This is a genomic window from Paenibacillus sp. DP01 (assembly GCF_044784315.1).
GTDB classification, from domain to species: domain Bacteria; phylum Bacillota; class Bacilli; order Paenibacillales; family Paenibacillaceae; genus Paenibacillus; species Paenibacillus polymyxa.
Genome location: NZ_CP173059.1, coordinates 680,136 through 703,990 on the forward strand (window position 1 = coordinate 680,136; position 23,855 = coordinate 703,990).

Consider the following 23,855-nt stretch of genomic DNA (forward strand, 5'->3'; position numbering starts at 1 on the left):
TAGACGACTTTTGCTCAAGGCACAAACAAACAGCGGCTACCCCGGTTATTTTTAGAGGTGGCCGCTGTTTGTTTAAAGTAGACTACTTCGTTACTTCATGACGCTGACGGGACGGTATAGTTACGGATACGATAATTCTCATAAAAGCGCCTTACTCCGCTTTATTTTTGAATAAAGTAAGCAGGTCTTGAGGAAGCTCATCCCTCGTGATCACGTAATCGCTGTTGAACACTTTTATGAGATGATCCAGGGAGTTATATTGTCCATTGCGGATGAAGTCGCCCGTCCACGTAGTGAAAAAGAGCCAATGCGCTGAATAGGTTTGAAGCAATTCGGGATCGCTAATCGGGCCGTTTTCAGACAGACCAACCAGCTTCTTACCCTGCACGAGATTTACCAAACTGTCGTACTTTCCAATACTTGGGCTATAATTAGCCGCCTGGTTGTAGATATCCACACTTACAATATCGACGACATCATCCCCTGGATACCAGTCGGGACTCTCGGAGTTCCAAACCCAGATCAGGTTGTTCAGGTGATGGTAGTGTGTTAGGCGGTCGTACATGATACGGTACAGCTGCTTGGCGGAGTCTGGACCTTGGGCGCCCCACCAGAACCATTTGCCCTCCGCCTCGTGCAGCGGTCTCCACAGCACCGGAACGTGAGCGTCTTGGAGGCGTTTCAACTGAGCAGCAATGGCATCGATATCCCTTAGGATAAGCTGATACTCTTCCGACTCGGGATGACTAAGTGCATATTGAACGTCGAATGTAGTAGCGTCCGTGTAAAACCCGCGCCACCATTCTTTACCGGGAATATCATACAGTCCCTTAGGAGCATTCCAGTGCCATGCGAATGTGACAAGTCCACCTTCTTGGGCCCATTGAATTGCCTTTTCCACCTCAGTTGAGGTGGCGCCATGCTCGATGCGAGAGGGGGAATAATCCATCATGTCCATTGATAACATGGCAGGATACTTTCCAGTTTGGTCTTTAATCCACTGTGCATCCTCCAAAGTGTGCTGACCGGAAAGAATGTGGCTGCCGTAACTATCCACAAGATAACCCATGAGTGCCGTGGTTTCCGCAGTCGCATTCGGGTTTACTGGCTTTTTCTCAATTTGATGCAGTTTCGGGGGGGACACTGCTGATAGCTTGACGTAGTCGATATGATATTGGTCCGAGTCGACATTGAACTGTAAGATATTGTTTCCCGAATTCAGCATCAGTTTACCGCCGGATACCTCTGTGTAGCTTGCTGTTGTCGGCAGTGATATTTCGCTGGTCTGGCCGTTGACCACCAATTGGGTCTTTTTGTCTCCATTGGGGTTACTGTAACCGATTGCAAGATTGTAAAGCCCGCTTGAAGGTGCATTATAGGCAAAGGTTAACGAGCCTGTGCTTTTGAAGGCGGCGTAACCGCTACCCGAATAGCCTGTATCAGCAGCTTCGATGTTGACCTCACCAGTAATGACTCCGTCTTCGGCTTCAATTTTGCTAATTGCAGCAGGCAGATTGGCGAATTCAACCTTCACGTATTCGATCCCGTAATATCCCCAGCCTCTTGCAAAAGTAAGCTCGTTTGTGCCGGCATTCAGCATGATCTTGGTTAATATTTTCTCGTTCACTGCCGCACCTTTCGGAGGAGCAGCCAGCGTTATGTTCTCAGACATTGTGCCATTGACCTCGATGCTGGTATCCTTGGAGCCAGTGCCCGCCGGAATGTAGTAGCCGAGGCTCAGTCTATAAAGACCTGCTGTAGGCACGTTCACTTTAAACGTGGCCGTCCCGTCGGACTTGCCGGAATTTGGGTCGTAGTCATAAAAGAAGGATACATAGCCATCGCCTTTATAAAGCGTATCGCCGGTATAGGGGGTATCCCGTTTTTCTACACCGTAACCTTGAAGAATTGCATCTTTGGAGCTGACGACGATAGAAGAGGAATTGTCGTTAGTGGATGAATCTTGACTTGCATTCATCAACGTTCGGTCTTCAACATCGGTGACCAAGTGAGTTGATTCTGCTTTAGCTAAGCTTGGAATTAAACCGAGAGATACCAACAAAAAGGATAAGAGAACAAAACTGAGAATACTGAAAAACCTTTTTTTCCATGGATCTGGCATATGACTCACTCCTTGAATTAGTAGATGATACCGCCTCAATTGACCTGCAACATGCATTACGGAAAACGCTTTCATTAGTGCGTACATATGAAGTACACTTTGAAGTAATCGATGACAGGTGATTAAGGACTAGCTTGCACTTGTAAGCATTTTTTCTTCATTTGTATACGTTTTCAATATTTGGTATTCGTTTTTTGGCACCTCACCTCTCTTTAATTTCATCATAAATTAGAGGTGAGGCAGGAACCATACAATGAATTTCGGAGAAAATCATCCTTAAATTATGGATTTTTATACTCCGGTGGCAAGCAATCTTCATATATTCTTTGAGATGTATAACACAAGATTATTAAGGCTATATGGGGTAAGCGGGAAGGATAGTTTCAATTTGTGGTATCATGCCAATAAGAAGATTACCCACATGGAAATGAAAGGGACTAATACATGATTTCTCATCGACTGCTTACCTACGAAACTATTTATCAATTAACGGACCAGATTCATAGGGATCAACACTTGTTATTCTATAGCTATTTAACTCAACGTAAGGAGCAGGCTAAATTTGTTGGTCAATATGTAGATGACAAGCTGACAGGGGTCTTAGCATACTTTTGTGGGCTCTCCTTCCCTGCGTTTTCTTTCCACTGCATAAACCGATTGAAACTTAACTTTTCAGCTCTTATTGCTTTTACAGAGGAACTCATTCAACTTAAGAAAAATACCGTTTGTGGTACAATCCTGTGTGATTGTGACCTACAACTTTTTCAGTCTCATGGGCTCATAACGGGTAACCCACAACGTTTCTTAACAATGAAGCATAGGGATCAATCGAAACTGCTCGATTCAAACGTGGCTGAGCTAGTTAAGGAAAATGACATTTCAGATATAGTGGATTTATTGCGAAATGGGGGCATGAAATTTTTTACGAGCAGCGAACTTGAACAATATCCTTTCCTTGGGATCAAGGAATGTGGCCATTTTATTGCCGCAGGCGGCTTCCACTTTTATGATTCTAAGCTTGTGGAGCTCGGGAACATATATACAAGCCCTGCTCACAGGGGGAAAGGACTAGCAAAGCACTTGACGAGCCAACTTACAAAACTGGGTAGAACACTATCATCAGATGTCTATCTGGGAGTAATGGAGGAGAACCAGGCTGCTGTACAACTTTACAAAGGATTAGGATATGAGGTTACGGCTGAGCAAACGATTGTTGATTTTAAACTATCTATTGATTGACGAACGAGGAGGGAGAAGGCCCTGGAACAGAATGATATTAATGTTCATCAACTGGCTGGCGAGATCCGTCAAATTTTACACAAGAGAATGGATAAACTAGGTATAGCATACGGCATCGTTAGCGAATTTAGTTATAATCCTGAGGAGCCACCATCTTGGATTATTAGTATCGAGGATTCTGAAATCGTACTCACCTCGGCCATCTTGTTCCAATATCTGAAACGGCATCAAAATTTGAAGGATGCGTTAACTCATTTTATGCGCGATCACTTTTCATACTTTAATTAAACAGTATCCACTGGATTATATAAAACTTACTTAAAGGTACATATCATATAGTCAACAGGAGGGTACAAAATATGTGGTTTGAGAAGAAAGAAACGCAACTGGATCGAATACAAAACAAACTGAATCAGACTATGAGCAAAGACGCAGACTTCTCGGTGTTTGGAGCATCCTCACATCAATATAAGGTTAATGAGAAACTTACAGCAAAAGAGCTGGCGGACTGGCAAGCCCACAATCAGGTCACACTTCCTGAGCCTTACGCCCAGTTTTTAACGAACGTCGGCAACGGAGGCGCCGGACCCTATTATGGAATTTATCCGATTGAAAAGACAACTTCCTATACCGAGCACCGGGCACTCCTTGCAAAATCCGTTTTGCATCCCGGGATGACCAAAGAGGAATGGAACAACCTGATTGAGCCCCTGACCAAGGATGAGGACATCCCCGACGAGGAATACGATGACGCCCGTAATAAGGTGCTGGGCGGCATGTTGTGCATAGGCACCCAAGGTTGCGAATACGACATATATATCGTACTTGAAGGGAAATACAGGGGGAGAATTGTGTACACCTCCGATTTTCATCCCGATCATCCCTTTTTCTTTGTCTATGAAGACAGCTTTCTGGACTGGTACGAACGCTGGCTGGATGAAATTATTCTGGATTATGATATTGGGTGGTTTGGCAGTCGAATGCCGGGTGATGAGAATGCGCTGATCCAGATTTATCAGAGCGCTCCAAACGAAGAAATCCAAGCAAAAGCGCTTGATGGAATGTTCAAATTTAAAGTAGTTTCTCAGCCAACCCTTGTTTTTTTGAAAAAAATTGCGGAGCAAAGCCCAAAAAATCGAGCCACAGCTGTTCGGCTAATCTGCAAAACTTCTTTTGACACGGGAAGAAAATATCTTCTGGAGCTATTGCAATCAGATGAACATGATGATTTTCTGCAAGCTTTAATGATTCTGCACGCTTCCAGTAAAACAGTAAATTTAAAGGAATTTATTCCAGCGATTTTGCACAGTCTTGATAGGATTCACGACCCGGAAACGTTGCGTTATGCAGGATATATCCTGGAGGATTACGGTGCGATTACGCTCCAGAACTTTGCACCTTTCTTGTGTGACGCCGATCCGAAAATGCAAACCACTGCCATCTATGCCGCACGCAGTTGCGAAAACAAGCTGGGAAGCTGGCAGATCATTGAACAGATGTTGGTGGGCGACGACCCGCATGTTCTGAAAAACTCAATTTTATATTGGGGCGTTATTCCACATGAGAAGTTGCTGCCTTACTATCAGGCGGTATGGCCGGAATATAAAAGAAATCCGAATTTCAAAGAAAAATTTATCAGTTGTTTGCAAGAACTGCATTTGCCAGATGATTATTTTGACAAGGGCGAATCGTGAGAAATGAGATTTGGAAATGACGATGATAACGTGCTAGTCAATCTACTAGGTAAATCAATAAAAAGCGAATTGAAAAAAGGGCAATCCAGCAAAAGGACAGCCCCATAAGCGAGCTATTTTATTGAATTTTTCGTTGCCTTATACATATTTTCTACGTGTTCGTCTACTTCGTCTCGTGACATGCGTAAGCGAGGCACAGAGGTACCAAATCCGATTTCTATTTTTCCCTCTTCTAATCCTTTGAAAATTCCATCTGCGAAGGCATCTAACGGCTCTCCATGCGTATGCAACCCTGCTCCACCTAAATCTGTATTTACTGCTGGCGGGACAACTTCAATTACCTCTACAGACGTATCAGAAAGCTGGTGTCTTAGGCTGATTGTAAAGGAATGAAGTGCCGCTTTCGTTGCTGAATAAATCGGAGCAATCACAAACGGCGTAAAAGCTAACCCAGAAGTGACGTTAATGATAGTCGCCTCTTCTTTTGTTGCAAAATAGGGAGCGAACAACATGGATAGATGGAAGGGTGCTTCAATGTTAGTGGTGATTTCTTTACTGAAATAATCCCAATTGCTTTTTACATCCGTTTTTAGAACGTTAAAGCGTTGTTGGATACCGGCATTGTTAACTAACACATTTACTTCTGGATAGTTGGCTGTTACCCAATCCGATAAAGCTATACGCTCGGATTCCATATTCAAATCACTTACATGAGTAATAAGGCTAGGCAATTTCTCTTTCGCTTTTTGAAGTACATGTTCACGCCGTCCAGAAACAATGACTTTATTTCCAGCTTTTAAAAATCGTTCTGCAAAGGCTAATCCTATTCCAGTACTTCCACCGGTAATTAGTATTGTATTTCCTGAAAGTTTCATTATATGTTCTCCCCTTTTATTAGTTTTCGTTCTTGTTTCCTGAATGCGTTGTGCCTAAACTGTAACTTTAACTTAGATAAAATTATATATAAAAAAACGGCAGACTAGGATTTTATTCTCACATCCTAGTCTGCCGTTATTTATTTTATTTAGTCTGTCCAAAACTTATTTTCGCAAAAGACAGTTCCATCCGGCTATGTGCGCCTCACATTTATCTGGCCGGGATGTTGCGCGTTCCCTCCGTCATCGGGGAGGAGCAAAGCGGACACACCGGCGGCGTGCCTGCACTGGCCCCCGTTGTGCGGCGTCCACCTACTGTGTCGCGCCGCATCCATGCCTTGCAGGCAGCGTCCGTGCATTTCCACACAGGCACATTGACGCGTGGCTCTGTCTGCGACTTAGCCGCCGCCGAAGCCGTACGTGCTGTAGGGGTTGCTGGGGCTGGTCCCGGCCTGCTGCTCACACGGGTTGCCGTGCCAGACATTGGCGAACCACCGCCAGCCCGGCTGCCATACCCCGAAGTACCCTTCGGTTGGCCGAAGCTACTGCGGCGCGTTTCTGGTTTGGAGACTTCAGGGGTGACCCCATAGGCTTCCAGCAGAAAACGCGACACGGCGGCAGGTTTGCCGTGATTGGAGGCAGGGGAGGTGATATACAGCAGCTCCTTCGCCCGGGTAACGGCTACGTAAGCGAGGCGACGCTCTTCCTCCAGCGCAGCATCGTTATCCACGGCTGTTGCGGGGGCGGCGCCTGCCCGACGATCCTCTGGCAGCTCGCTGTGTAGAGCTGAGCTGTGCGGCAGGATGCCTTCGCTGGCCCCGATCCAATATACGCAAGGGAACTCTAGTCCCTTGGCTCGGTGGATCGTCATGAGCCGAACAGCATCGCTGTCTTCCTCTCTGCGCAGAGATTCCATCTGGCGGTGGCGCTCGGAAAGCTCGTCCGCAAAGTTGACGAATGCCTCTACCGTGTCAAAGCGCTTGGCTGCCGTTTCGAGCTCCTCCAGACTTTCTTGCATCGTTTCCTTATAATGTGTCCATGCGCCTGTATCTCCGCTTTCCAAATATTTGTCATAAAAGACGCGCCGCATTTCTTGAATGGCATAGGCAGGCTTCATGGTAGTGAGACTGCGAATCAATCGAATGCGTTCTTTCACCTGTTCACGCTGAAAATCACGTAGTCGATCCCAACGGCTGAGGTGGATTAGCGGGTATTTTTTAGCCTGCTTCTTCTCTTCACGCATAATCCATTCCATTCCGGCCTCACGAGAGACATACAGCGGTCCAAGGGTGCTTGGAATAGATTCCATTCGCCGGGGATTCAGCGACAGACGCAAGTGGTCCATTAAGGGACGAATCAGAGATTGATCGTAAAATACGGCTCCCGCTCCGTACTGAATAAATGGGACATCCCGCATAATCAATTGCTCAAAAATAGATCGGCTTCCGCTGGCTGTCCGGTGCAAAATAGCGATATCCCGGTAGCGAAGCCGACCTTCCTCTACCTGTCCGAGTAGATGAGTAACAATATGTCCCGCCTCTTCCTCAGGCCCGGATGGGGTGGCAAACTGTGGCGGCAAGCCCTCACGCCCAGCAGCCGCAAGACGTTTGGAACGTCGATGAACATTTTTAGCGACGATGTTGGAACCCAGCCCCAAAATGCGCGCATCACTACGGTAATTAATATCAAGGGTGATGACCTTTGCATCTTTATAGACCTTGTCAAATTCCAGAATGGATTCCTGGCGGGCTCCGTTAAAGGTATAGATCGTCTGGTCATCATCTCCGACGACCATCAGATTGCGATGCCTCGCAGCCAATCGCTGCACCATTTCGTATTGTAGGGCATTCGTATCCTGGAATTCATCGACCATGATATAGGAAAAACGCCGTTGAAGCGGCTGAAGCACATCCGGGTCACGCAGGAGAACAGAGGCACGTAGCAGAATATCGTCAAAATCCATCTTATTGCGTTCCTGTTTCCACGCTTCATAGGCGAGCATGGCACGCTTGGCATCCGCTTCCTCGCGCATGGTTTCCGGCAACTCGTCTGCGCTACGGCCTTCCGCTTTCCAGGCGGAGAGTGCGGACAGCAGGCTTTCCGGCTGGAAAGCCTCACTCAGTCCAAGCTGGCGTAGCATCATTTTCATAACGGTATGTTGGGCCTGCGTTTCGCCGAACACTTCGTCTTGCACGCCGCGATGACGCAGCATCGCCAAAGCGAATGAGTGGAAGGTACGCGCCTGTACTGCGCGTGCAGCGGCAGGTCGCACACCGGGTAATCCCGCGATGCGCAGCTTCATTTCGGCAGCTGCTTTGCTGGTGAAGGTCACCAGCAGGATGGAAGATGCAGGGACATCCCGCATCGCCATAAGGTAGCCTGCACGGGCTGCCAGCACCGTGGTTTTGCCGCAGCCAGCCCCTGCCAGGGTGAGAAGGGGGCCTTTACCATGGCGTACAGCCTGAATCTGCGGGCGGTTCAGATGAATGCCCGCGTTCTCTATAGCACGAAAATAGGCCGCGTCTTGGTCGCTGTCGGGTACCAGCGTTATACTGGTATCCATAGAAGCTCGACGTGCCTGAGGGCTCGTCGTTGAATAAGGAACCCCGATGGGTCGGGGGTAAAATGCAGGATTTGGGTTCATGATCCTGAAACCCCTTTCGTTCTTAAAATCTTCCATTTTCACAAATGGGGGTAGTTTTTGGTATGATAGAGTTCTAGTCAGCTTTAAATGATGATAAGAACAAGGCGATGGACTAAAATGATACTGAATTCATGCGGATCTAGAGCTGGAGCGTCAGAACGTTAATAGGTTGACGCCAATGCCTATAGCCTTCAAACAGGCAATATGACCGCATTCCATTATACAGGAGTTCGAGGCTTGCCAACAGAAAAAAACTTTGGGATATACGGACGGTAAAGTGAAATCCGGCTGGATATGGGGAGGAAATAACGATGAAGCTGATTCAACGTATAAAGGAAGGCGCTAATCGCGCAACAGAAAAGGCGCAGCATGCTGTCGAGATTAGTAAGATCAATTCGCAAATTACAACAATTCAGCAGGAAATGGATGTACACTTTTTACGAATGGGTCAAATCTTTTACGAAGGTTACCGGGCATCCGATATGTCAGTGGCTGAAACCGAGATGACACAGTTGTCTACTGCTTGTGATGAGCTTCAGGATGAAATTGATGAGCTGCGCAGCAGAATTGCAGAATTGAAAAATGCCCATTTATGTACCTGTGGTGCAGTTGTGCCGCTGGATGCGAACTTTTGCCCTAAATGTGGGCGCAAGCTGAATGAAGGGCAGGCTGCCTCCAAGCAAGTAGCGGCCGTGCGGGAAGAGGTGCCGACAGACGCCTATTCGTTTGATCTGCGCAAGTCAGAGGCAGTGAAGGATGCTGCGCCTGCTTACACGGAGTATGCAGTAGATGAAGTCATCGATCGGCATGAACAGGATGAGCGGTATGAAACGCATGATCCAACGGAATTAGACCGCAATTACACGGTGTCTGATTTTACTCCGGAAGAAAAAGCGGCATTTGATGAAGAGTGGGAGCGCCGTCGTCAGGAAGAACTGGAGAAAGAACACCAGCGTCTTGAAGAACTGGAACGTGAGCGGGAGCGTCAAGAGGAGCTGGATGAGCGCATTCGATATTGGAAGGCCAACAATTCCGGGTCCGAGAAGCCGGCAACACCGTCTACGCAAATACGCGAAAATGTAAAATGTCAAATCTGCACAGCGGAACTACCCAAAGGCTCCAAATGGTGTCCGCGCTGTGGAGCTGAACAGATTTGACGCAGCCGAACAGGCTGCCGCAGGACACAGACATAACGCCGGGCAGCATAGGGGGAACAGAACATATGGAGCGTTTGCTGCAACATCTGCGGAATCTGGGTTTTACGGAGATGGAAGCCAAGGTGATGGTCGAGCTTTCGAGACAAAATGCAGCGTCCGGCTATGAAGTGGCTAAGCGTTTGGGGGCATCGCGCTCCAACGTGTACGCAGCTTTGCAGCGTTTGGCCGGACAGGGATATCTCAGAGCGAGTGCAGGAGAACCTGTACGCTACAGCATGCTGCCGCCAGGTGAGCTGACCCGGATGATTGAAGGGCAGATGCGGGAATCCCTGCTGGCGGTGGAGAAGGAGATGCCACGAACAGAACCAGCCAAGCCGACCTTTTATAATGTGGAAGGTGACCGGAAGGTGCTGGAAAGCCTGACACGCGAGCTGGAACGGGCTAAGCATGAGATTGTGCTGGATTTGTGGCGTGAGGAAGCCGAACTGCTGCGGGAAGAGTTGAAAAAAGCCGAGAGTCGGGGTGTGCGACTCCTATGGTCCTGCGACAACGGAGAAAGCATGTTGGGGCCGTGGCTACCGCGTGCATCTGGTACAAACGGCCAGGAACCGTCAGGGCGCAAGTTTTCCTTTGTTATTGACCGGCGTTGGTGCATGCTGGGAATGCGGGGAGAGAATTGCCCGACACAGGCGCTTATTACCGAGCATCCGGTGATGACAGGTTTGCTGCTTGATCATTTTGCCCAGGATCTTATTTTGTATGAGCTGGAGCATGATATGGGCAGCGAGCTGTCGACCCGATATGGCTGGCGGTATGAAGGCATTGTCGGCAAATATATGTCAGCCGGAGAATAGGGTTAAGGATTACTGGGAGGGAAGTTCCATCAGAGCCCGGCATACAGATGTAATATAGCCCGCTTGATGAGGCACAAATTGATCCGGTGTAATCAGGCGGCGAGTTTTTTCCGGGTTCGGCCCCGACGTAATACCTTGGGCTTCGATAAATGGAATATGGCCTTCAAACAGGGCCAGTGCTTGCTCAAGGTCTGCTTCGTACAGTCCAGCTACTTCTTCCTGCTGGAGACAATAGGCTTCCAGGGGCTGGTTGGACAGCAGTCCAAACACCGAGCTGATCTCCCGATCCCAAAAAGAGGTGCCCTGTGCGGTACCTTTACTTTCATACCGAACGGTCATCAGCGGTGTTAAGGAGTTAAAGGGAACATGAATGCCCAGTTCTTCCTCCAGCTCGCGAGCTGCCTGGGACATATCTTCGCCTGAAGTCAAATGCCCAGCTGCTGTAATATCGTAGCATCCGGGGAAGGTGTCCTTTGTATCCTGACGCTGTTGGAATAGCAAGCGGCGGCCTGTCGAAGTGTCTCGTGCCAGCCAGCAGTGAAAGGTATGGTGCCAGTATCCCTTGGCATGTGCTTCCTGTCGAGAGGCTGTGCCAAGGGGGTTGTCTTCATCGTCATAGATATCCAGAAGCTCGCTAGTCATCGTGGTTCCTCCTATAATCAGCAGAAAATCAAAGTCTTACTTTACAGTATAACGTGTTTTCCACCCTGACGATATGATGGTCGATGTGGAATGTGGAGTAGCTTTTGGGGTATGCTGGGAACATGGAGATTTGCGCCATAACATAGGTTTATGATTGAAAGGAGCGATTTTACATGGAATGTATTGTACATTTCCGAGTGATGCATCCAGAGGAGCCCAAAGAACTGCGCGGGCTGATTATGCTGGAAAGCGGAGGCAAGCCGGGGATTGACCAAATAACAGATATGTTCAAAAATATGGGCTATGATGTGCGTCCAGACAACCCGGAGGAATTGATTTTTAAACCAGTCGATGCCAGAGCGAACTATACATATATCCGGGTTATTGAGCTGGATACGGGTGAGGAAGTTTACCAAGAAGACAGAGATTTGCGCGCGATTTTGGAAAATTTGTTGAATAAACATTAATTAAAGATCAGGAGAGCTAACCAATGGAATGAGACCAAGCGATCCTGTCGCCATTCTTAGGAACGGAGAACCAATGATGAGATTGTATATTATCCGACATGCAGACCCTGATTACCCTAACAACACTATCACGCCGGAGGGACATTTGGAAGCCAAGGCACTGGCCAAACGACTGTCCAGTCACGGATTGGACCGTATTTACGTCTCTCCGCTAGGGCGGGCTTTGGACACAATGCGCTACACCACCGACTCTCTCGGTATGACTTATGAAGTGGAGGACTGGACGCAGGAACTGGCTTTAAAGCTGGAGGATACTCCATACGGTCGTCTTTCCCATTGGGATTTGCCTGGTGAAGTGATTCGTTCCGGGTCGCCTCTGCCGACTCATGACTCTTGGAAGGAAATTTCCTATTATCAGGGGACGCAAAGTCCCGAAACCTTCGAGCGACTGAAGGTTCATTCTGATGAATTCCTGAAGCGGCAAGGCTTTGAGCGGGTGGAGGGCAGGTACCGAATTTTGAAGCATACCGAAGACAGGGTAGCCGTATTTTGTCATGGCGGCTTCGGGCTGACCTGGCTTGCACATCTGTTGGAACTACCTTTGGCTTTGGTCTGGTCCGGTTTTTGGATGCCGCCTAGCTCTGTAACCACCATCTTGTTTGATGAACGCTCCAAGGAATGGGCAGTTCCCCGTTGCATTGGCTTCGGTGATGTCTCCCATTTGTACGCAGAAGGTTTGCCAGTCAGACCTCGGGGTATTATTACCAACTTCAATTAATGGGATTTCTATACGATGCCAAAACGGCTTAAGACGAACCACCGTCTTAAGCCGTTTGTTGTATTCATAGGAGTGTAGGTTGAGTCAGCGTGATTCAACGAATCCCTCTAGCTTGGATGTGCAATGTGCACAGCGGGTAGCAGCTATAGGAATTTCCGACAGGCAATGTGGGCATTCCTTGATCGTTTTTTCCTCCAGAGGTTTTTCTTCCTCTTTGCGCTTCAGCATGTTAATCCCTTTGACCAGCATGAACACACAGAAGGCCACGATGAGAAAGTCCAGCAGGACATTAATAAACTGACCATAGGCAAGGACCGCAATTCCTGCTTCTTTGGCTTGTGCTAGGGTTTTGCGTGTACCGTCAGCATTTAGAGGATCGGCGGCTTGTAAAGCTACATATAAGTCTGGAAAATTCATGCCGCCCAGAAGTTTACCAATCGGAGGCATAATAATATCGTTCACCACAGAAGTGACAATCTTGCCAAACGCACCACCAATGATAACGCCGACCGCGAGGTCAATCACGTTACCCCGTACAGCGAATTCTTTAAATTCTTTAATAAAACCTTTTCCGCTCATGTGATGTACACCTTCTTTACATAAAATCATTTATTTATAATACATGCTATGCCTACTGAGGGCAATTCCAAATTGATGTATTGCACTTTGTCACAAAACCACATGTTCATTTGTCTTCTATATGTAAACTAATAATGGAGGCGATATATCGTGAGTTTAAGATTTAATCACAGAGCAGTGAGTCCTAGTACATTCAAGGCAATGATGGAGATGGAAAAATATATTTCCGGCCGTTTTACAGACAAAGTATTGTACGAACTATTGAAAATTAGAGTATCCCAAATCAATGGCTGTTCCTATTGTCTTGATATGCATGCAAAGGATTTGCTAAAACTAGGCGATTATGCTGACCATATTTTGCAGCTTGCTTTATGGCGGGAGGTTCCTTTGTTCACGGAAAAAGAACGTGCTATGCTTGAATTAGCCGAAGCGGTCACTCATATCTCAGAGCAAGGGGTACCTACAGACTTGTATAATCGGGTCAGAGAACATTTTACAGAGGAAGAGTACGTAGATTTGATTACCGCAATTAATGTGATCAACAGCTGGAACCGGATTGCCATAGCGACCGGAATGTATCCAGGCAGTCTTTAATGAATGGGGGCTATGTTTTGTCTGGCAAAGAATACGGAATTGAACAAGAATCGGTGGATGTAAGTCTGGAGGAGCTGTATCAGAAATATCGCAAATATTCTTTTGCCATTGCTTATCGCATGCTTGGAACGGTGACGGATGCCGAGGATGTCGTTCAAGACTGCTTTGTCGAGCTGGAGCATAAGCCCCTGAATGACATACAGAACCCCAGAGCCTATGTAGCCAAAATGACGATGAATCGGTGCTTGAATCTGCTGAATTCTGCGCGCAAGCAAAGAGAGACGTATGTAGGACAGTGGCTGCCGGAGCCGCTGGGTGAGAGCGCGGATCTTCCTGCCGATTGGTTAGAACGCAAAGATATGATATCTTACGCATTTCTGGTTCTGCTGGAGCAACTAAAGCCGATAGAGCGGGCTGTTTTTGTGCTGAGAGAAGCTTTTCAGTATGATTATAAAGATATTGCGGAATTACTGGGCAAGACCGAGAGCAATTGTCGTCAGTTGTTCAGTCGCTCCCGCCGTATTCTATCTTCCGGAGAATCTGCTCCTGAAGCTCCAAACAGTCCTAGTATAAATAACTCTTCCCGGGTAAAACTGCTGGAACGTTTTACAACTGCTTTTCTCGCCTACGATGTGACTGCTATGCTGGAACTACTGGCTGAACAACCTGTATTCGTGTCAGATGGTGGAGGTAATGTGCATACGGTGATGAGACCGATGGTTGTACGCAAAGGCGTTCTCGCCCTGTTGACCTCTCGTCGGGTATTAACTGTTTTACGAGAAAGAGATGTGGTCCACACGGTCATCAATGGTGAGGTTCAGCTGGCATTTCTGAAAGACGGTGAAGTGAGAGAGACCTTGTGTCTCAGACTGGCACCGGACGGGGAGCATATTCAGAATTTTTATTTAATGGTTAATCCAGATAAGCTAGGACACATTCATATAAGGACAGAAGAAGCAAGCGTAAAAGAATGAACTGCCCAAACGGAAAAACCTTGAATCCTTGTTTAGGATCAAGGTTTTTTGCTGTCTTTATAACTGCCGGGCTTGATGAAGAGCCAGATCGCCTATCCAGGGAAGCTTGAGCCACTTTCCTTGTCCCGCACGAATTAACAAGATAATCCACATGGCAAGGCTTGTCAGCGTTACCAGGGAAGCGAGCAAAGGACCGAGTAGCGGAATGAATCCGACTAGCACATGCCCGATCATGAGGGCTACAAAAAGAAGTATGGATTGCAGTGCGTGAAATAATACGAATCGGCTTTTCTTTTCCAGCATGACAAAGGCCAGCGCTCCAATAAATGCGAACAAATAGCACAGGACAGCTGCTATATTTTCATCCAGTCCTGTGGAAGACTTATAGACTGACATGTCAGGCATATCCTCCTTTATAAATGATTCAAGCTAAGTCTCCGTACTATACAAGCTATGAGGACAGGATTGAAGGATATGCCCGATCTCGGTAAAAAAGTTAACTCTACATATTGAACCACTTTCACCTTACGAATTGCCTGATAGTCTTTCCCGAGAATCCGTTTCTGTTCCCGCCAAACGTTTTAGAAACGTATTTCTCCAGTTTACGGACAATTCTTCCACTTCGAGAATTTGTTTAATACCCTCGATATGATCCTTCTCTTGATGCATAATTCGATTGGCAAATGAAACCGTAATTGCTTTCGGATGGCGATGAAGGAGGGATAGTCCGTCGGCTTTAGAGACAACTCCCTCTTCCAGAACGCGGAAGTAGAATCCCGTGTAGCCTGTTTGCTGTACCTTTAGGGGCATGTCGGGTACGCCGTACTTGAGGGACAACTTGTAGCAAGGCTGTCTCGGCTGGCTAACTTGAACGATAGCTTTGCCAAGCTTAAAGACGTCTCCAATGCAAACGTCGGATTCTAGCAAACCCTTTATCGTTATATTTTCACCGAATGCGCCGTAATCGAGCGGACTCCGCAATTCATTTTCCCAGAACGGGTAGTGCTCGTAGGGATAGACGCATACAGCTTTCTCGTGCCCTCCGTGATGAACTAGATCGCCCTGCCCATCCCCTTCGAAGTTTAGATAAGATAAATACAGATATTCATCTGTGGCCGACTTGAATATCCCCGTAGAAACATCCTTCTGATTAAACCGGATCTGCTTGGGCATGCCGACATTAAGAGAAAGGATTTTAATAGATGCCATTCGGATCACCTCTACTCCAAATTTTGGTCAACGAGTTTCGCTAGATGCTTCTATATTCACGTTCCTGCATTCCTGTTCCGCTTTCATCACGTCCATGATGACACCGCATTTTTACATTTCGGTAATTCCTCTTTTGAATCTGTTTGTCCCCGTTTCCATTTTACACTTCTCCATGTGCTATTTGCGAATTAGAGAATGTGTATAAAAATACGAAAAAGGCTGAACGAAAAAGATTCGTTCAGCCTTTTAAACAGTTATACACATGTTTTGCACATGTTGTACGCACTTTATCCACCGCATAATAGTGTTTATCCACAAAAACAACGTGGTTTATACACAACTTGTGCACAAACTGTAGACAATATTACAATAATTCATAGTTTGCGCACAGTTTGTCCACAAACTATCAACATATTGGTAGTAATTGTGGATATACTTCCGTAATTATCGGTCACCAGTTTTTAAATGACGGCGCGGGTGTGTGATTTTACCCATTTTATTCTTGTCATCCTCTTTGGGGATAAGTCGTTCATCGGTACGTCCTTCGTGATGGTTCTCAAAGGCATATTCGGTCATTTTCCACTCAGAAGTACCCAAAACAACATCAGCGGGAAAGTGCTGGCCTCTGTGCAAATGCTGCTCATGTCCATCCTCATCCACATAAATACCATCCACTTCTACCTTTTCACCCGTTAGTGGGAGTAAATCCTTTCCTTTGTGTTCCATTGGTATCCCCTCCGTCTGGCTTATTCTTCGTTAATTTGTCCGGACGGAGGTTCTTTTATCCACAAGCTGCTGTAAAATATCCTCGGCAATCTGGTCTGCGGGATGAGGTTTGCGAAGTAACTCAATCGCCTGCTTCATTTCCTTAGCAAGAGAGGGAGTGGAGATCAGATCCAGACAATGTTGAATCAGTTCCTCCGTTGTGCGAGCAATGCGGGCAGCTCCTTTTTGCTGCAGATACAGAGCATTATTTAGTTCCTGACCGGGTACGGGTTTGAACACCAGGATAGGCAAACCCGATGCGATGCTTTCCGAGAGTGTGATACCGCCGGGCTTTGTAATCACCAGACTGCTTGCTCGCATAAGTGCTGGAACGTAGTCCACAAATCCGTAGGTGTAGATGTCGGGGTGGTCTGCATACAGCGCATCCAATTCTGCTTTCAGCTGCTGATTGCGTCCGCAGACGATCAGCAGTCGAAGCTGCGGCAGCTGGCTTAAATGATGACAGATATCCAGTATACCGGATAACACACCATACGCACCTGCCATAATGAGCAGCGTGGTCGTCTCAGCCTGTAACGGTGGGATTACCTGTTGCTGATCAGGTGCTTCGTTGACAGATAGGCTATAAAAAGAAGCGTGAATCGGAATTCCAGTCGCGGCAATACGTTCGATAGGTATTCCCCGCTGTGCGGCCTCCTGCTGCAGATCCTCAGTAGCTACATAGTAGCGGTCAATATCGGGATGTAGCCAGCGCCCATGCAGGTCAAAGTCTGTAACCACGTTGACAATAGGCAAATTCATCCCCATTTTGCGGCGTAACGCTGGAAGAGCGAGCTGCGGGAACGTATGGATCACGAGATCCGGTAATTCCTTTTTCAGTGTGAGAGCAAGTTGACGCATTCCGAATGAATGCAACACATGGCCAAAGGCTGATTTAGCCTGCATACCGCGCGTGATGTTATAGACCCAGCCGTAAAGCTGTGGAATGGTTTTGAAACTTTGCATATATACAAATTTGGTCAGCCCATTCAACCATGGATGAGATTCAGCCATCAGGTCGAGTAGTTGTACCTCGCAGTGTCCGAGTCTTCGCAGACTATCCATGATTGCCCGAGCGGCCTGCACATGGCCTTCCCCGTAGCTGGCGTATAAAATTAGAATTTTCGGTGCTGAGACTTTCATGATTGTTTAGCCCCCTATATTCAATAAGCACATGTAGCTCATTTTAGGAACGTTCCAAGTTGAGGGAGGATACGGCTGGCAAGACGAAACGCTCTAGCAGTGTTCGTGGGTTTTTCCAACGGCTCACCTTGCTGTCTGCTGTAAATACCACGACTGCATTCGCTTCCGGTATCAGATATATTTGCTGTCCTCCATGTCCGTGTGCACACGCATAGTCAATGCCGTGGAGTCGTCCAGTCCACCATTGGAATCCGTAATCTCCGAATTCTGGATAGCCTTCAATCTGTCGCTGCGTCGCCTGATGCAGCCAATCGGCTGGAATCAATTCTCTTCCATTCCAGATGCCTTGATGAAGGCAGCAATCGCCGAATTTAGCCATGTCTCGCGACGTCAGATACAGTCCGATATGGCCCATGGTGTAACCCTCTGGATCTTGTGCTCAACCACTTCTCCCGAAACCTAACGGTTCGAATAAATGCTGGAGAGCGTACGTATAGGCGTCCATGCCACAGCAACGGGTCAGGAGCACGGACAGCAGATGTGAATCAACACTGCGATATTGGAATACCCCGATTTGATCCTCCTGTACAGGTAAGCGAAGGGCAAAGGACGGCCAGCTCTTGCTGCGATGAAAACGGTGGATAAAGGCTTCGCCGAGCTTTTTGCCCGTCTGCCAATACAAGCCTGACGTCATAGTCAACAAATGACGAATCGTAATCCGCTCTAGCAGTGTTTCCTTCCGCCGGGGCAAATACTCAGGCAACAGCTTATGCACAGCCGTATCTGGTCCGGGCATATCCCCACGTGCCATAGCCATGCCGACGAGCGTGGAAGTGAAGCTTTTGGTCGCGGAACGCAAATCGTTCAGAGCGCTTGCTTCATGACCGTTGTAATAGCGCTCCCAGATCAGCTTGCCGTGGCGAAGCAGGAGAAAGCTGTGCATTTTCGGAAATTTAGCTCGGATTTCATGATCTGCCTGATCAAGTAGGGAGGCATCGATGCCTTCCTCTTCACAAGTTCCGAGGTTCAGCGCAGACAGACGGGCAACAGGTGCAGTGAACAGTGGAGCATAACGGCTCATCCCTTTCCCCCCTTTTTATGTTTATTTATTTTACCCCAAACACATACGCTCCAAAAGCCGATAAATATGGTATACCTCTATGCAGCAGCTAATTGAGAACTCCAAATGCTATGAAGCGTAAAAGATAGGTGAAATCAATGTAAATTTACTGGAAAGCTGAAAGCTGTATCTGAATATGGTATAATGGGGTAGTGATTCAGCCAATAGAAAATCGGTTAATAATAGTGTCAGGTACATGCCTCGCGTAAGGCATTCCCGACCTAAGCTGCACTAGACATACTACTTCACTGCATAAGGACATCAATACTTTTCGGCATTCTCTTCAACGGAGCACTTATTTTCAACGTTTTGGGAGGGAGTTACATGGCAACGAAAGGTCACAATGAAGTTAAGGAAAGTCTGCGGGAAATGACTCGAATTTTCCGGCCTAAGGATCCCAAAAAATTTGTAAAGGAATATGTGCGAAAATACCGGATAACAGGAGGGTATGAGGAAGAGTTGACCATGGTGGTGGAAAACGAACTCGGCCGCATCAATTCTTCAGTATCTTAAAGGGTTCGCTTACCCGAACAACTAGAAACACGACTTTTATAAACCGTCTTTCCCTAGAGGAGACGGTTTTTTTGTGTCCGTCCTGCATACAATGGGATAGGTTTAGTGAATTTGTATGCTCAAAGGAGGCGGATTCCAATAGAAATAGCGATACGAACACCGGAGGAAATCGGCTACATCAGGGAGGCCGGGCGTATTTTGGCAGATTGCCATCGTGCGCTGGAAAGTCGTATTCTTCCGGGAATCACAACGCTTGAAATCGATGCTTGGGTGGAGCAATTTCTATGCAAGCGTGGAGCTACGCCTGAACAAAAGGGCTACAAGGGGTTCCCTTATGCGACCTGCGCTTCAGTCAATGAGGTGGTATGTCACGGCTTTCCCTCGGAGCGGGTGCTTCATGATGGGGATATTGTAACCATCGACATGGTGGTTAACAAGGACGGATGGCTAGCTGACCGGGGATGGACCTACGCAGTGGGTGACATCAGTCGGCCGGTAGCAAGGCTGTTGCGGCAGACCCATAAGGCGCTGATGCGCGGCATCGAGGTTGCCCGCCCCGGCCGGACATTAGGGGATATTGGGCATGCGGTCGAAAAAGCGGCAGGCTGGCGACGGTACGGTAACGTCAAATCTCTGATCGGGCATGGGATTGGCCGCCAAATACATGAACCGCCGGACGTTCTCCACTACGGTCGCGCTAGAACGGGATTGCCACTGCGCGAAGGGATGGTGATTACCATTGAGCCGGTATTTACCCTCGGACCCGAAGGCGCGGTGCTCTGGGGGGATGATGGTTGGACCATCAGCACAGCAGACGGCAGTTGGGGCGCTCAATATGAGCACACCATTGCGATTACAAAGAACGGTCCTTATATTTTGACCTCATAAAAGAGTATTGTGCCATAGGGAGTCCAATGTGCGGGTTGTGTGCATAAGACTCTCTTGGTAAGTTTTTTTAGGATAGCATATCCGCTTCACCAAACAATGAGCTTCTTGTTATAGGTCATAGATCGCGATTCGGATCGTCGGTATAATAGGAGGCATAATATTGGAAACTAGGAGTGGAACCCACATGATAATTAGGGAAGCGATGATATCAGATGCCGAAGACATCGCCAAGGTGCACGTAGACTGCTGGAGAACGACATACAAAGATATCATGCCTGCCGAGGTTCTGGAACGGCTCTCCTATGAGCAAAGAACAGAATTGTGGAATGCGAATCTATCTACTGAAGACGGTCATCTCGTATATGTGGCTGAAAATGAGAAGGGGGAAATGATCGGATTTGTGAGTGGAGGTCCAGAAAAGTCAGGGGAATATCCCCCGTACGGGGGAGAGATAACGGCTCTTTATGTTTTGAGTGAATACCATAGTTTAGGGCTCGGCAAGAGACTATTTCTGCGGTTGCTTCAACACTTTAATAGTATGGATATTCACTCTGTCATGGTGTGGGTGCTGGCAGATAATCCAGCGTGTACTTTTTACGAAAAGCTAGGGGCCAAGCCTGTAGTCGAACAGCATATTATTAATATGGGCGGCAAAAACCTGAACATGGTGGCTTATGGCTGGCTGCTATTCTGATAGAATACGCTTTTGTCCTTCCAAGGCGCGAATAGGCGCGATATTTTGCGTGAATTCCAGTGTTCCCAAATAGCGTCCTTCGGAATCACGAACGGCAAAATAACGGATGTAGACAAATTTGTCCTTGATTGGAATCCAAAAATCTTCAACATCCTTGCGTCCGGCCTTAAAATCCTCCAGCAGTTTCTCAACGACATGCACGCTTTGCGGCGGATGGCAATTTTGCACGGTACGACCAATGACGGCCTTTGTGCGGGCAAAGATACGTTCTTTACCGTGAGAGAAATAGCGAACAACATCATTTTCATCGATAAAGGTCAGATCCACAGGCAGGTGATTCAACAGTAGCTCCAATTGTTGTACGGATACAATCCCTGTCTCGAATCGCACGAACCCTTGCGGAGTACCAGAAGTGGAAGTGTCTTCTGTTTGCTCAAGGGCTTCTACAGGTTCCTCTGCCCGTTCAGGTATCCATTCACGCTCAGGAGCGGTCAGGCAGAACCCGATTTCCTCGCTTTCCCGGGCTATTTTCAGCCATTCATCCTCGGTCAGCTTACTGAGTGCCATCGGCAGCAAAATATTCTCTTCCTTGAATATCATTTCATTCACTTCACTCATGATATGAGCAAGCGCCTTCCCAATCTGATCACGATCTCCGTTATATTCGGTAAGCAGCTTCTTCGCATCCTTGATTGCGGCGCGAATGCCGTCGTCCACCCCCCACATCACTTTGGTTGGACCAAAGATTCCATAGCGTTCTAGATAAGGAAATACTAGATTTTCTTTGCGGCTATAGTGTTTGTCGACATCCATCAACAGACTTAAATCTTCAAGCAGCTTGTAAATAACCTTGGGGCTGTCTTCCTTTTGAAACTGCTCTGCATGGAGGGCCAGCTTAAAGTTGACCAGACGTTCGATCTCACGATTTTCCAGCTTGAAGGTGTGAACAGGATGTCCTGGTTGTTCCTCCGGTCCCGAAGGACGATGAATATCCTCAATAGAGCCCTTGAATATCGATGTATGAACGGAACAGAGACGTTGGACTTCCGACACCGGAATTCCCTCTTCGGTCATCAAGGCATGCTCCATCGCTGAAATTTCCGCCACGCTTACCCCACCAACAGCCTCTGCAAAACGCGCTTTAACTTCCTCCACGCTTTTCCCGGCATGTAGTTCTTTAATAATTTCCTTCAATGTTCGCTGACGCTCCGTTAATTCCTGTGCTGTATGTTCACGGTTGTTAATTAGCTCGCTCATGATCGTTAACCCCTTTATTTTTGAATGGTAAAACCATGTTGCATAAACGTCTGCTGCATAGTTTCCATACTTATTTTCTTCAACGCAATTCCTTTGGACAGTGTCATAAAACGTCCTGCGGTTTGGAGCATGCCGGGCTTGGCAATATCGTGAAAACCCAGTTCTACCATAATGTCCTTCACTTCAGGATAACGATTAACAAGGTTAAATATGGACTCATCCCAATGCAGTATTTTATCCATTTGTTCATCCCCTCAATTGAGAACGTTTTTCATTTACAGAGTAGCATAGGTCCAAACGAGCTATTGTGATTGTACGCACAATATTGTTCAGGTAGTTGACAACGGTAAATCTTGGTTTATATACTGTGTATAAAGATATATACAGTAATAACACTGAATACTGTGGTAACACCTTTGAAATGAAGAGCGAACGAAGTTGTTATTACACAAGCAGTGCAGAAGGGATCAGGATAAGAAAATGACAATCATGAAGCAGGCATGGATGATTACCCGTCAGGATTTTCGCAAGAATCCATATGCAGGACTATGGACGTTGCTGTTTATTGCGTATTTGGGATTTACCATGAGTTTTGCGGTAAGTGTGCAATGGGGTGAGCATGCAGCCTTGAGTCCAGTAGCTGATTTCATCATGCTGACGTTGATTCCGTTTTTAGGGTTCATTTATAACCGTCGAGCGTTCAAATATTTACAGGAAGATTCTTATACGCACATGCTAGCCTTTTTCCGCACCTTGCCTATACCGATGAAAGCGGTAATTATGAGTCGAATTCAACAGGCGGTGTTGGCGTTTGTTGCGAATAGTGTGATATTTTTTGCTCTTTTGTTTACATTGTCAGGTACGCTTCGGATATATGCCAGCACAGGATTCTTTGTATCGTTTGCTCTGACCTGGATAGGCTACGGAATGCTCATTCAAGCCATTTATATTCACTTGGAATTTTTGAAAAGAGGAAAAGAGTACTTCTGGCTATCTATTGTGATCATGCTAATGTGCGGGATGGTTACGATTATAGCTCGAGTATGTGGGGCCAACCTGGTATCGATAACGGCTTCTTATAGTAAGGAATGGTTGCTGTTGTCCCCGGTGATGTGGGGAGCATTGTTAGGAGGAGTTCTGGCTATGTCAGTGTCCTATCGGGTGACACAGCGTAAGCTCATGAAACGGAACTTAACTTAGTAGTATGTGTACAAAAATAACTAAAAAGGGGGGGAAAGCAGGTGAATATTCCAGTGCAAATTGATGAGAATAGCGCGGAACCGCTGTATGCGCAGATTGAAAAGCAGCTTCGTTCACTCATTGTAACCGGACAGATTGCAGCGGGAACGCTGCTTCCCTCCATTCGTGAGTTTGCGGGAACGCTCCGTTGCAGTGTAATCACCGTCCGGCGAGTCTATCAGGATTTGGAGAACGAAGGCTTGCTTCGTACCCGGCAAGGAACGGGCACCTTCGTAGCTCTGGTCGAGGATGATATGCGCTCAGGTTACCGTCTTAAAGCGGTGACTGAGGCATTGGAAACGGCGATTGCCACAGGCATCGCTGTACAGATGAAAGAGCAGGAATTATTGGAGCTTTTTGCAGAAATGGTGAAAAGAAGGTATGAAGTCCAGGTGAGGGAGTGACAGC

General features: G+C 47.2%; 25 protein-coding genes and 1 pseudogene. 14 read left to right on the forward strand and 12 right to left on the reverse strand.

The window, feature by feature from the left end:
• Positions 1 to 151: 151 nt before the first annotated feature.
• Complete coding sequence (locus ACH59B_RS03070) at positions 152 to 2,209, reverse strand: glycosyl hydrolase (RefSeq protein ID WP_404303291.1); 2,058 nt, start codon at positions 2,207 to 2,209, stop codon at positions 152 to 154.
• 357 nt (positions 2,210 to 2,566) lie between these two features.
• On the opposite strand from ACH59B_RS03070, the gene ACH59B_RS03075 reads away from it, so the two are divergent.
• The 3 genes from ACH59B_RS03075 (at position 2,567) to ACH59B_RS03085 (ending at position 5,055) form a co-directional block, all read left to right on the forward strand.
• Positions 2,567 to 3,361: a GNAT family N-acetyltransferase gene (locus tag ACH59B_RS03075; protein WP_404303293.1), complete on the forward strand. Its 795-nt coding sequence runs from the start codon at positions 2,567 to 2,569 to the stop codon at positions 3,359 to 3,361.
• Positions 3,362 to 3,448: 87 nt separating this feature from the next.
• Positions 3,449 to 3,649, forward strand: a complete 201-nt coding sequence (locus tag ACH59B_RS03080) for a hypothetical protein (RefSeq protein ID WP_235193625.1) — start codon at positions 3,449 to 3,451, stop codon at positions 3,647 to 3,649.
• A 71-nt stretch (positions 3,650 to 3,720) separates the two neighbouring features.
• Entirely contained in the window at positions 3,721 to 5,055 is a 1,335-nt protein-coding gene (locus ACH59B_RS03085) for an SMI1/KNR4 family protein (RefSeq protein ID WP_103042150.1), read from the forward strand.
• Between the two features lie 113 nt (positions 5,056 to 5,168).
• Here ACH59B_RS03085 and ACH59B_RS03090 read toward each other — a convergent pair whose 3' ends face one another.
• A complete protein-coding gene (locus ACH59B_RS03090) occupies positions 5,169 to 5,930 on the reverse strand; it encodes an SDR family oxidoreductase (protein WP_285694168.1) in 762 nt (253 codons plus the stop codon).
• Positions 5,931 to 6,141: 211 nt separating this feature from the next.
• On the reverse strand, positions 6,142 to 8,574 hold the full coding sequence (locus tag ACH59B_RS03095; RefSeq protein ID WP_031462791.1) for a UvrD-helicase domain-containing protein: 2,433 nt from the start codon (positions 8,572 to 8,574) through the stop codon (positions 6,142 to 6,144).
• Positions 8,575 to 8,885: 311 nt separating this feature from the next.
• Here ACH59B_RS03095 and ACH59B_RS03100 point away from each other — a divergent pair, with 311 nt between their 5' ends.
• Both ACH59B_RS03100 and ACH59B_RS03105 read left to right on the forward strand, forming a co-directional pair.
• Complete coding sequence (locus ACH59B_RS03100) at positions 8,886 to 9,731, forward strand: zinc ribbon domain-containing protein (protein ID WP_031462792.1); 846 nt, start codon at positions 8,886 to 8,888, stop codon at positions 9,729 to 9,731.
• Positions 9,732 to 9,796: 65 nt separating this feature from the next.
• Positions 9,797 to 10,585, forward strand: a complete 789-nt coding sequence (locus ACH59B_RS03105; RefSeq protein ID WP_017428008.1) for a TrmB family transcriptional regulator — start codon at positions 9,797 to 9,799, stop codon at positions 10,583 to 10,585.
• Between the two features lie 9 nt (positions 10,586 to 10,594).
• Here the strand turns inward: ACH59B_RS03105 and ACH59B_RS03110 are convergent, their stop codons facing one another.
• Positions 10,595 to 11,227, reverse strand: a complete 633-nt coding sequence (locus tag ACH59B_RS03110; RefSeq protein ID WP_031462793.1) for an NUDIX domain-containing protein — start codon at positions 11,225 to 11,227, stop codon at positions 10,595 to 10,597.
• A 173-nt stretch (positions 11,228 to 11,400) separates the two neighbouring features.
• Between ACH59B_RS03110 and ACH59B_RS03115 the strand changes: the two genes are divergently transcribed.
• Both ACH59B_RS03115 and ACH59B_RS03120 read left to right on the forward strand, forming a co-directional pair.
• Entirely contained in the window at positions 11,401 to 11,694 is a 294-nt protein-coding gene (locus tag ACH59B_RS03115; RefSeq protein ID WP_016819532.1) for a hypothetical protein, read from the forward strand.
• 76 nt (positions 11,695 to 11,770) lie between these two features.
• Positions 11,771 to 12,472: a histidine phosphatase family protein gene (locus tag ACH59B_RS03120; RefSeq protein WP_016819533.1), complete on the forward strand. Its 702-nt coding sequence runs from the start codon at positions 11,771 to 11,773 to the stop codon at positions 12,470 to 12,472.
• Between the two features lie 84 nt (positions 12,473 to 12,556).
• On the opposite strand, the gene mscL is transcribed toward ACH59B_RS03120, so the two are convergent.
• A complete protein-coding gene (gene mscL / locus ACH59B_RS03125) occupies positions 12,557 to 13,051 on the reverse strand; it encodes a large conductance mechanosensitive channel protein MscL (RefSeq protein WP_016819534.1) in 495 nt (164 codons plus the stop codon).
• A 150-nt stretch (positions 13,052 to 13,201) separates the two neighbouring features.
• Between mscL and ACH59B_RS03130 the strand changes: the two genes are divergently transcribed.
• A complete protein-coding gene (locus ACH59B_RS03130) occupies positions 13,202 to 13,645 on the forward strand; it encodes a carboxymuconolactone decarboxylase family protein (protein ID WP_016819535.1) in 444 nt (147 codons plus the stop codon).
• 17 nt (positions 13,646 to 13,662) lie between these two features.
• Positions 13,663 to 14,619 carry a sigma-70 family RNA polymerase sigma factor gene (locus ACH59B_RS03135; protein ID WP_031462794.1) on the forward strand — a complete coding sequence of 319 codons (957 nt, stop codon included), beginning with the start codon at positions 13,663 to 13,665 and terminating at the stop codon, positions 14,617 to 14,619.
• Between the two features lie 57 nt (positions 14,620 to 14,676).
• Here the strand turns inward: ACH59B_RS03135 and ACH59B_RS03140 are convergent, their stop codons facing one another.
• From ACH59B_RS03140 to ACH59B_RS03160, 5 genes and pseudogenes are all read right to left on the reverse strand, one after another.
• Entirely contained in the window at positions 14,677 to 15,015 is a 339-nt protein-coding gene (locus ACH59B_RS03140) for a DUF4870 domain-containing protein (protein ID WP_031462795.1), read from the reverse strand.
• Positions 15,016 to 15,144: 129 nt separating this feature from the next.
• Entirely contained in the window at positions 15,145 to 15,828 is a 684-nt protein-coding gene (locus ACH59B_RS03145; RefSeq protein WP_031462796.1) for an MOSC domain-containing protein, read from the reverse strand.
• A 444-nt stretch (positions 15,829 to 16,272) separates the two neighbouring features.
• Positions 16,273 to 16,554 carry a hypothetical protein gene (locus ACH59B_RS03150; protein ID WP_016819539.1) on the reverse strand — a complete coding sequence of 94 codons (282 nt, stop codon included), beginning with the start codon at positions 16,552 to 16,554 and terminating at the stop codon, positions 16,273 to 16,275.
• 30 nt (positions 16,555 to 16,584) lie between these two features.
• Positions 16,585 to 17,736, reverse strand: a complete 1,152-nt coding sequence (locus ACH59B_RS03155; protein WP_404303299.1) for a glycosyltransferase — start codon at positions 17,734 to 17,736, stop codon at positions 16,585 to 16,587.
• A 43-nt stretch (positions 17,737 to 17,779) separates the two neighbouring features.
• Positions 17,780 to 18,817 (reverse strand): annotated as a pseudogene (locus ACH59B_RS03160) (serine hydrolase domain-containing protein).
• Between the two features lie 363 nt (positions 18,818 to 19,180).
• Here ACH59B_RS03160 and ACH59B_RS03165 point away from each other — a divergent pair.
• The 3 genes from ACH59B_RS03165 to ACH59B_RS03175 all read left to right on the forward strand — a co-directional run bounded on the left by ACH59B_RS03165 (position 19,181) and on the right by ACH59B_RS03175 (position 20,951).
• Positions 19,181 to 19,369 carry a hypothetical protein gene (locus tag ACH59B_RS03165; protein WP_007428354.1) on the forward strand — a complete coding sequence of 63 codons (189 nt, stop codon included), beginning with the start codon at positions 19,181 to 19,183 and terminating at the stop codon, positions 19,367 to 19,369.
• Positions 19,370 to 19,474: 105 nt separating this feature from the next.
• Positions 19,475 to 20,257 carry a type I methionyl aminopeptidase gene (map, locus tag ACH59B_RS03170; RefSeq protein ID WP_016819542.1) on the forward strand — a complete coding sequence of 261 codons (783 nt, stop codon included), beginning with the start codon at positions 19,475 to 19,477 and terminating at the stop codon, positions 20,255 to 20,257.
• Between the two features lie 184 nt (positions 20,258 to 20,441).
• Complete coding sequence (locus ACH59B_RS03175) at positions 20,442 to 20,951, forward strand: GNAT family N-acetyltransferase (protein ID WP_090891018.1); 510 nt, start codon at positions 20,442 to 20,444, stop codon at positions 20,949 to 20,951.
• On the opposite strand, the gene ACH59B_RS03180 is transcribed toward ACH59B_RS03175, so the two are convergent.
• Positions 20,943 to 22,208 carry a DUF438 domain-containing protein gene (locus ACH59B_RS03180; RefSeq protein WP_151255706.1) on the reverse strand — a complete coding sequence of 422 codons (1,266 nt, stop codon included), beginning with the start codon at positions 22,206 to 22,208 and terminating at the stop codon, positions 20,943 to 20,945. The two genes, ACH59B_RS03175 and ACH59B_RS03180, sit on opposite strands and share 9 nt — an antisense overlap.
• Before the next feature lie 14 nt (positions 22,209 to 22,222).
• Positions 22,223 to 22,450 (reverse strand): DUF1858 domain-containing protein, encoded by a 228-nt coding sequence (locus ACH59B_RS03185; RefSeq protein WP_174821132.1) that lies wholly within the window; start codon positions 22,448 to 22,450, stop codon positions 22,223 to 22,225.
• Positions 22,451 to 22,688: 238 nt separating this feature from the next.
• On the opposite strand from ACH59B_RS03185, the gene ACH59B_RS03190 reads away from it, so the two are divergent.
• Together ACH59B_RS03190 and ACH59B_RS03195 are read left to right on the forward strand one after the other, a co-directional pair.
• Positions 22,689 to 23,408 (forward strand): hypothetical protein, encoded by a 720-nt coding sequence (locus ACH59B_RS03190; protein WP_174821133.1) that lies wholly within the window; start codon positions 22,689 to 22,691, stop codon positions 23,406 to 23,408.
• A gap of 41 nt (positions 23,409 to 23,449) precedes the next feature.
• Entirely contained in the window at positions 23,450 to 23,851 is a 402-nt protein-coding gene (locus tag ACH59B_RS03195) for a GntR family transcriptional regulator (protein WP_017428002.1), read from the forward strand.
• Positions 23,852 to 23,855: the final 4 nt, after the last annotated feature.

Bases quoted from the DNA above. Each gene is read 5' to 3' on its own strand.
- ACH59B_RS03110 (WP_031462793.1), bottom strand. From the start codon at position 11,227: ATGACTAGCGAGCTTCTGGATATCTATGACGATGAAGACAACCCCCTT.
- ACH59B_RS03105 (WP_017428008.1), top strand. From the start codon at position 9,797: ATGGAGCGTTTGCTGCAACATCTGCGGAATCTGGGTTTTACGGAGATG.
- ACH59B_RS03155 (WP_404303299.1), bottom strand. From the start codon at position 17,736: ATGAAAGTCTCAGCACCGAAAATTCTAATTTTATACGCCAGCTACGGG.
- ACH59B_RS03085 (WP_103042150.1), top strand. From the start codon at position 3,721: ATGTGGTTTGAGAAGAAAGAAACGCAACTGGATCGAATACAAAACAAA.
- ACH59B_RS03190 (WP_174821133.1), top strand. From the start codon at position 22,689: ATGACAATCATGAAGCAGGCATGGATGATTACCCGTCAGGATTTTCGC.
- ACH59B_RS03185 (WP_174821132.1), bottom strand. From the start codon at position 22,450: ATGGATAAAATACTGCATTGGGATGAGTCCATATTTAACCTTGTTAAT.
- ACH59B_RS03100 (WP_031462792.1), top strand. From the start codon at position 8,886: ATGAAGCTGATTCAACGTATAAAGGAAGGCGCTAATCGCGCAACAGAA.
- ACH59B_RS03090 (WP_285694168.1), bottom strand. From the start codon at position 5,930: ATGAAACTTTCAGGAAATACAATACTAATTACCGGTGGAAGTACTGGA.
- ACH59B_RS03095 (WP_031462791.1), bottom strand. From the start codon at position 8,574: ATGAACCCAAATCCTGCATTTTACCCCCGACCCATCGGGGTTCCTTAT.
- mscL (WP_016819534.1), bottom strand. From the start codon at position 13,051: ATGAGCGGAAAAGGTTTTATTAAAGAATTTAAAGAATTCGCTGTACGG.
- ACH59B_RS03070 (WP_404303291.1), bottom strand. From the start codon at position 2,209: ATGTACGCACTAATGAAAGCGTTTTCCGTAATGCATGTTGCAGGTCAA.
- ACH59B_RS03180 (WP_151255706.1), bottom strand. From the start codon at position 22,208: ATGAGCGAGCTAATTAACAACCGTGAACATACAGCACAGGAATTAACG.
- ACH59B_RS03080 (WP_235193625.1), top strand. From the start codon at position 3,449: ATGGATAAACTAGGTATAGCATACGGCATCGTTAGCGAATTTAGTTAT.
- ACH59B_RS03165 (WP_007428354.1), top strand. From the start codon at position 19,181: ATGGCAACGAAAGGTCACAATGAAGTTAAGGAAAGTCTGCGGGAAATG.
- ACH59B_RS03150 (WP_016819539.1), bottom strand. From the start codon at position 16,554: ATGGAACACAAAGGAAAGGATTTACTCCCACTAACGGGTGAAAAGGTA.
- ACH59B_RS03075 (WP_404303293.1), top strand. From the start codon at position 2,567: ATGATTTCTCATCGACTGCTTACCTACGAAACTATTTATCAATTAACG.
- ACH59B_RS03115 (WP_016819532.1), top strand. From the start codon at position 11,401: ATGGAATGTATTGTACATTTCCGAGTGATGCATCCAGAGGAGCCCAAA.
- ACH59B_RS03175 (WP_090891018.1), top strand. From the start codon at position 20,442: ATGATAATTAGGGAAGCGATGATATCAGATGCCGAAGACATCGCCAAG.
- ACH59B_RS03145 (WP_031462796.1), bottom strand. From the start codon at position 15,828: ATGGCATCTATTAAAATCCTTTCTCTTAATGTCGGCATGCCCAAGCAG.
- ACH59B_RS03140 (WP_031462795.1), bottom strand. From the start codon at position 15,015: ATGTCAGTCTATAAGTCTTCCACAGGACTGGATGAAAATATAGCAGCT.
- ACH59B_RS03120 (WP_016819533.1), top strand. From the start codon at position 11,771: ATGAGATTGTATATTATCCGACATGCAGACCCTGATTACCCTAACAAC.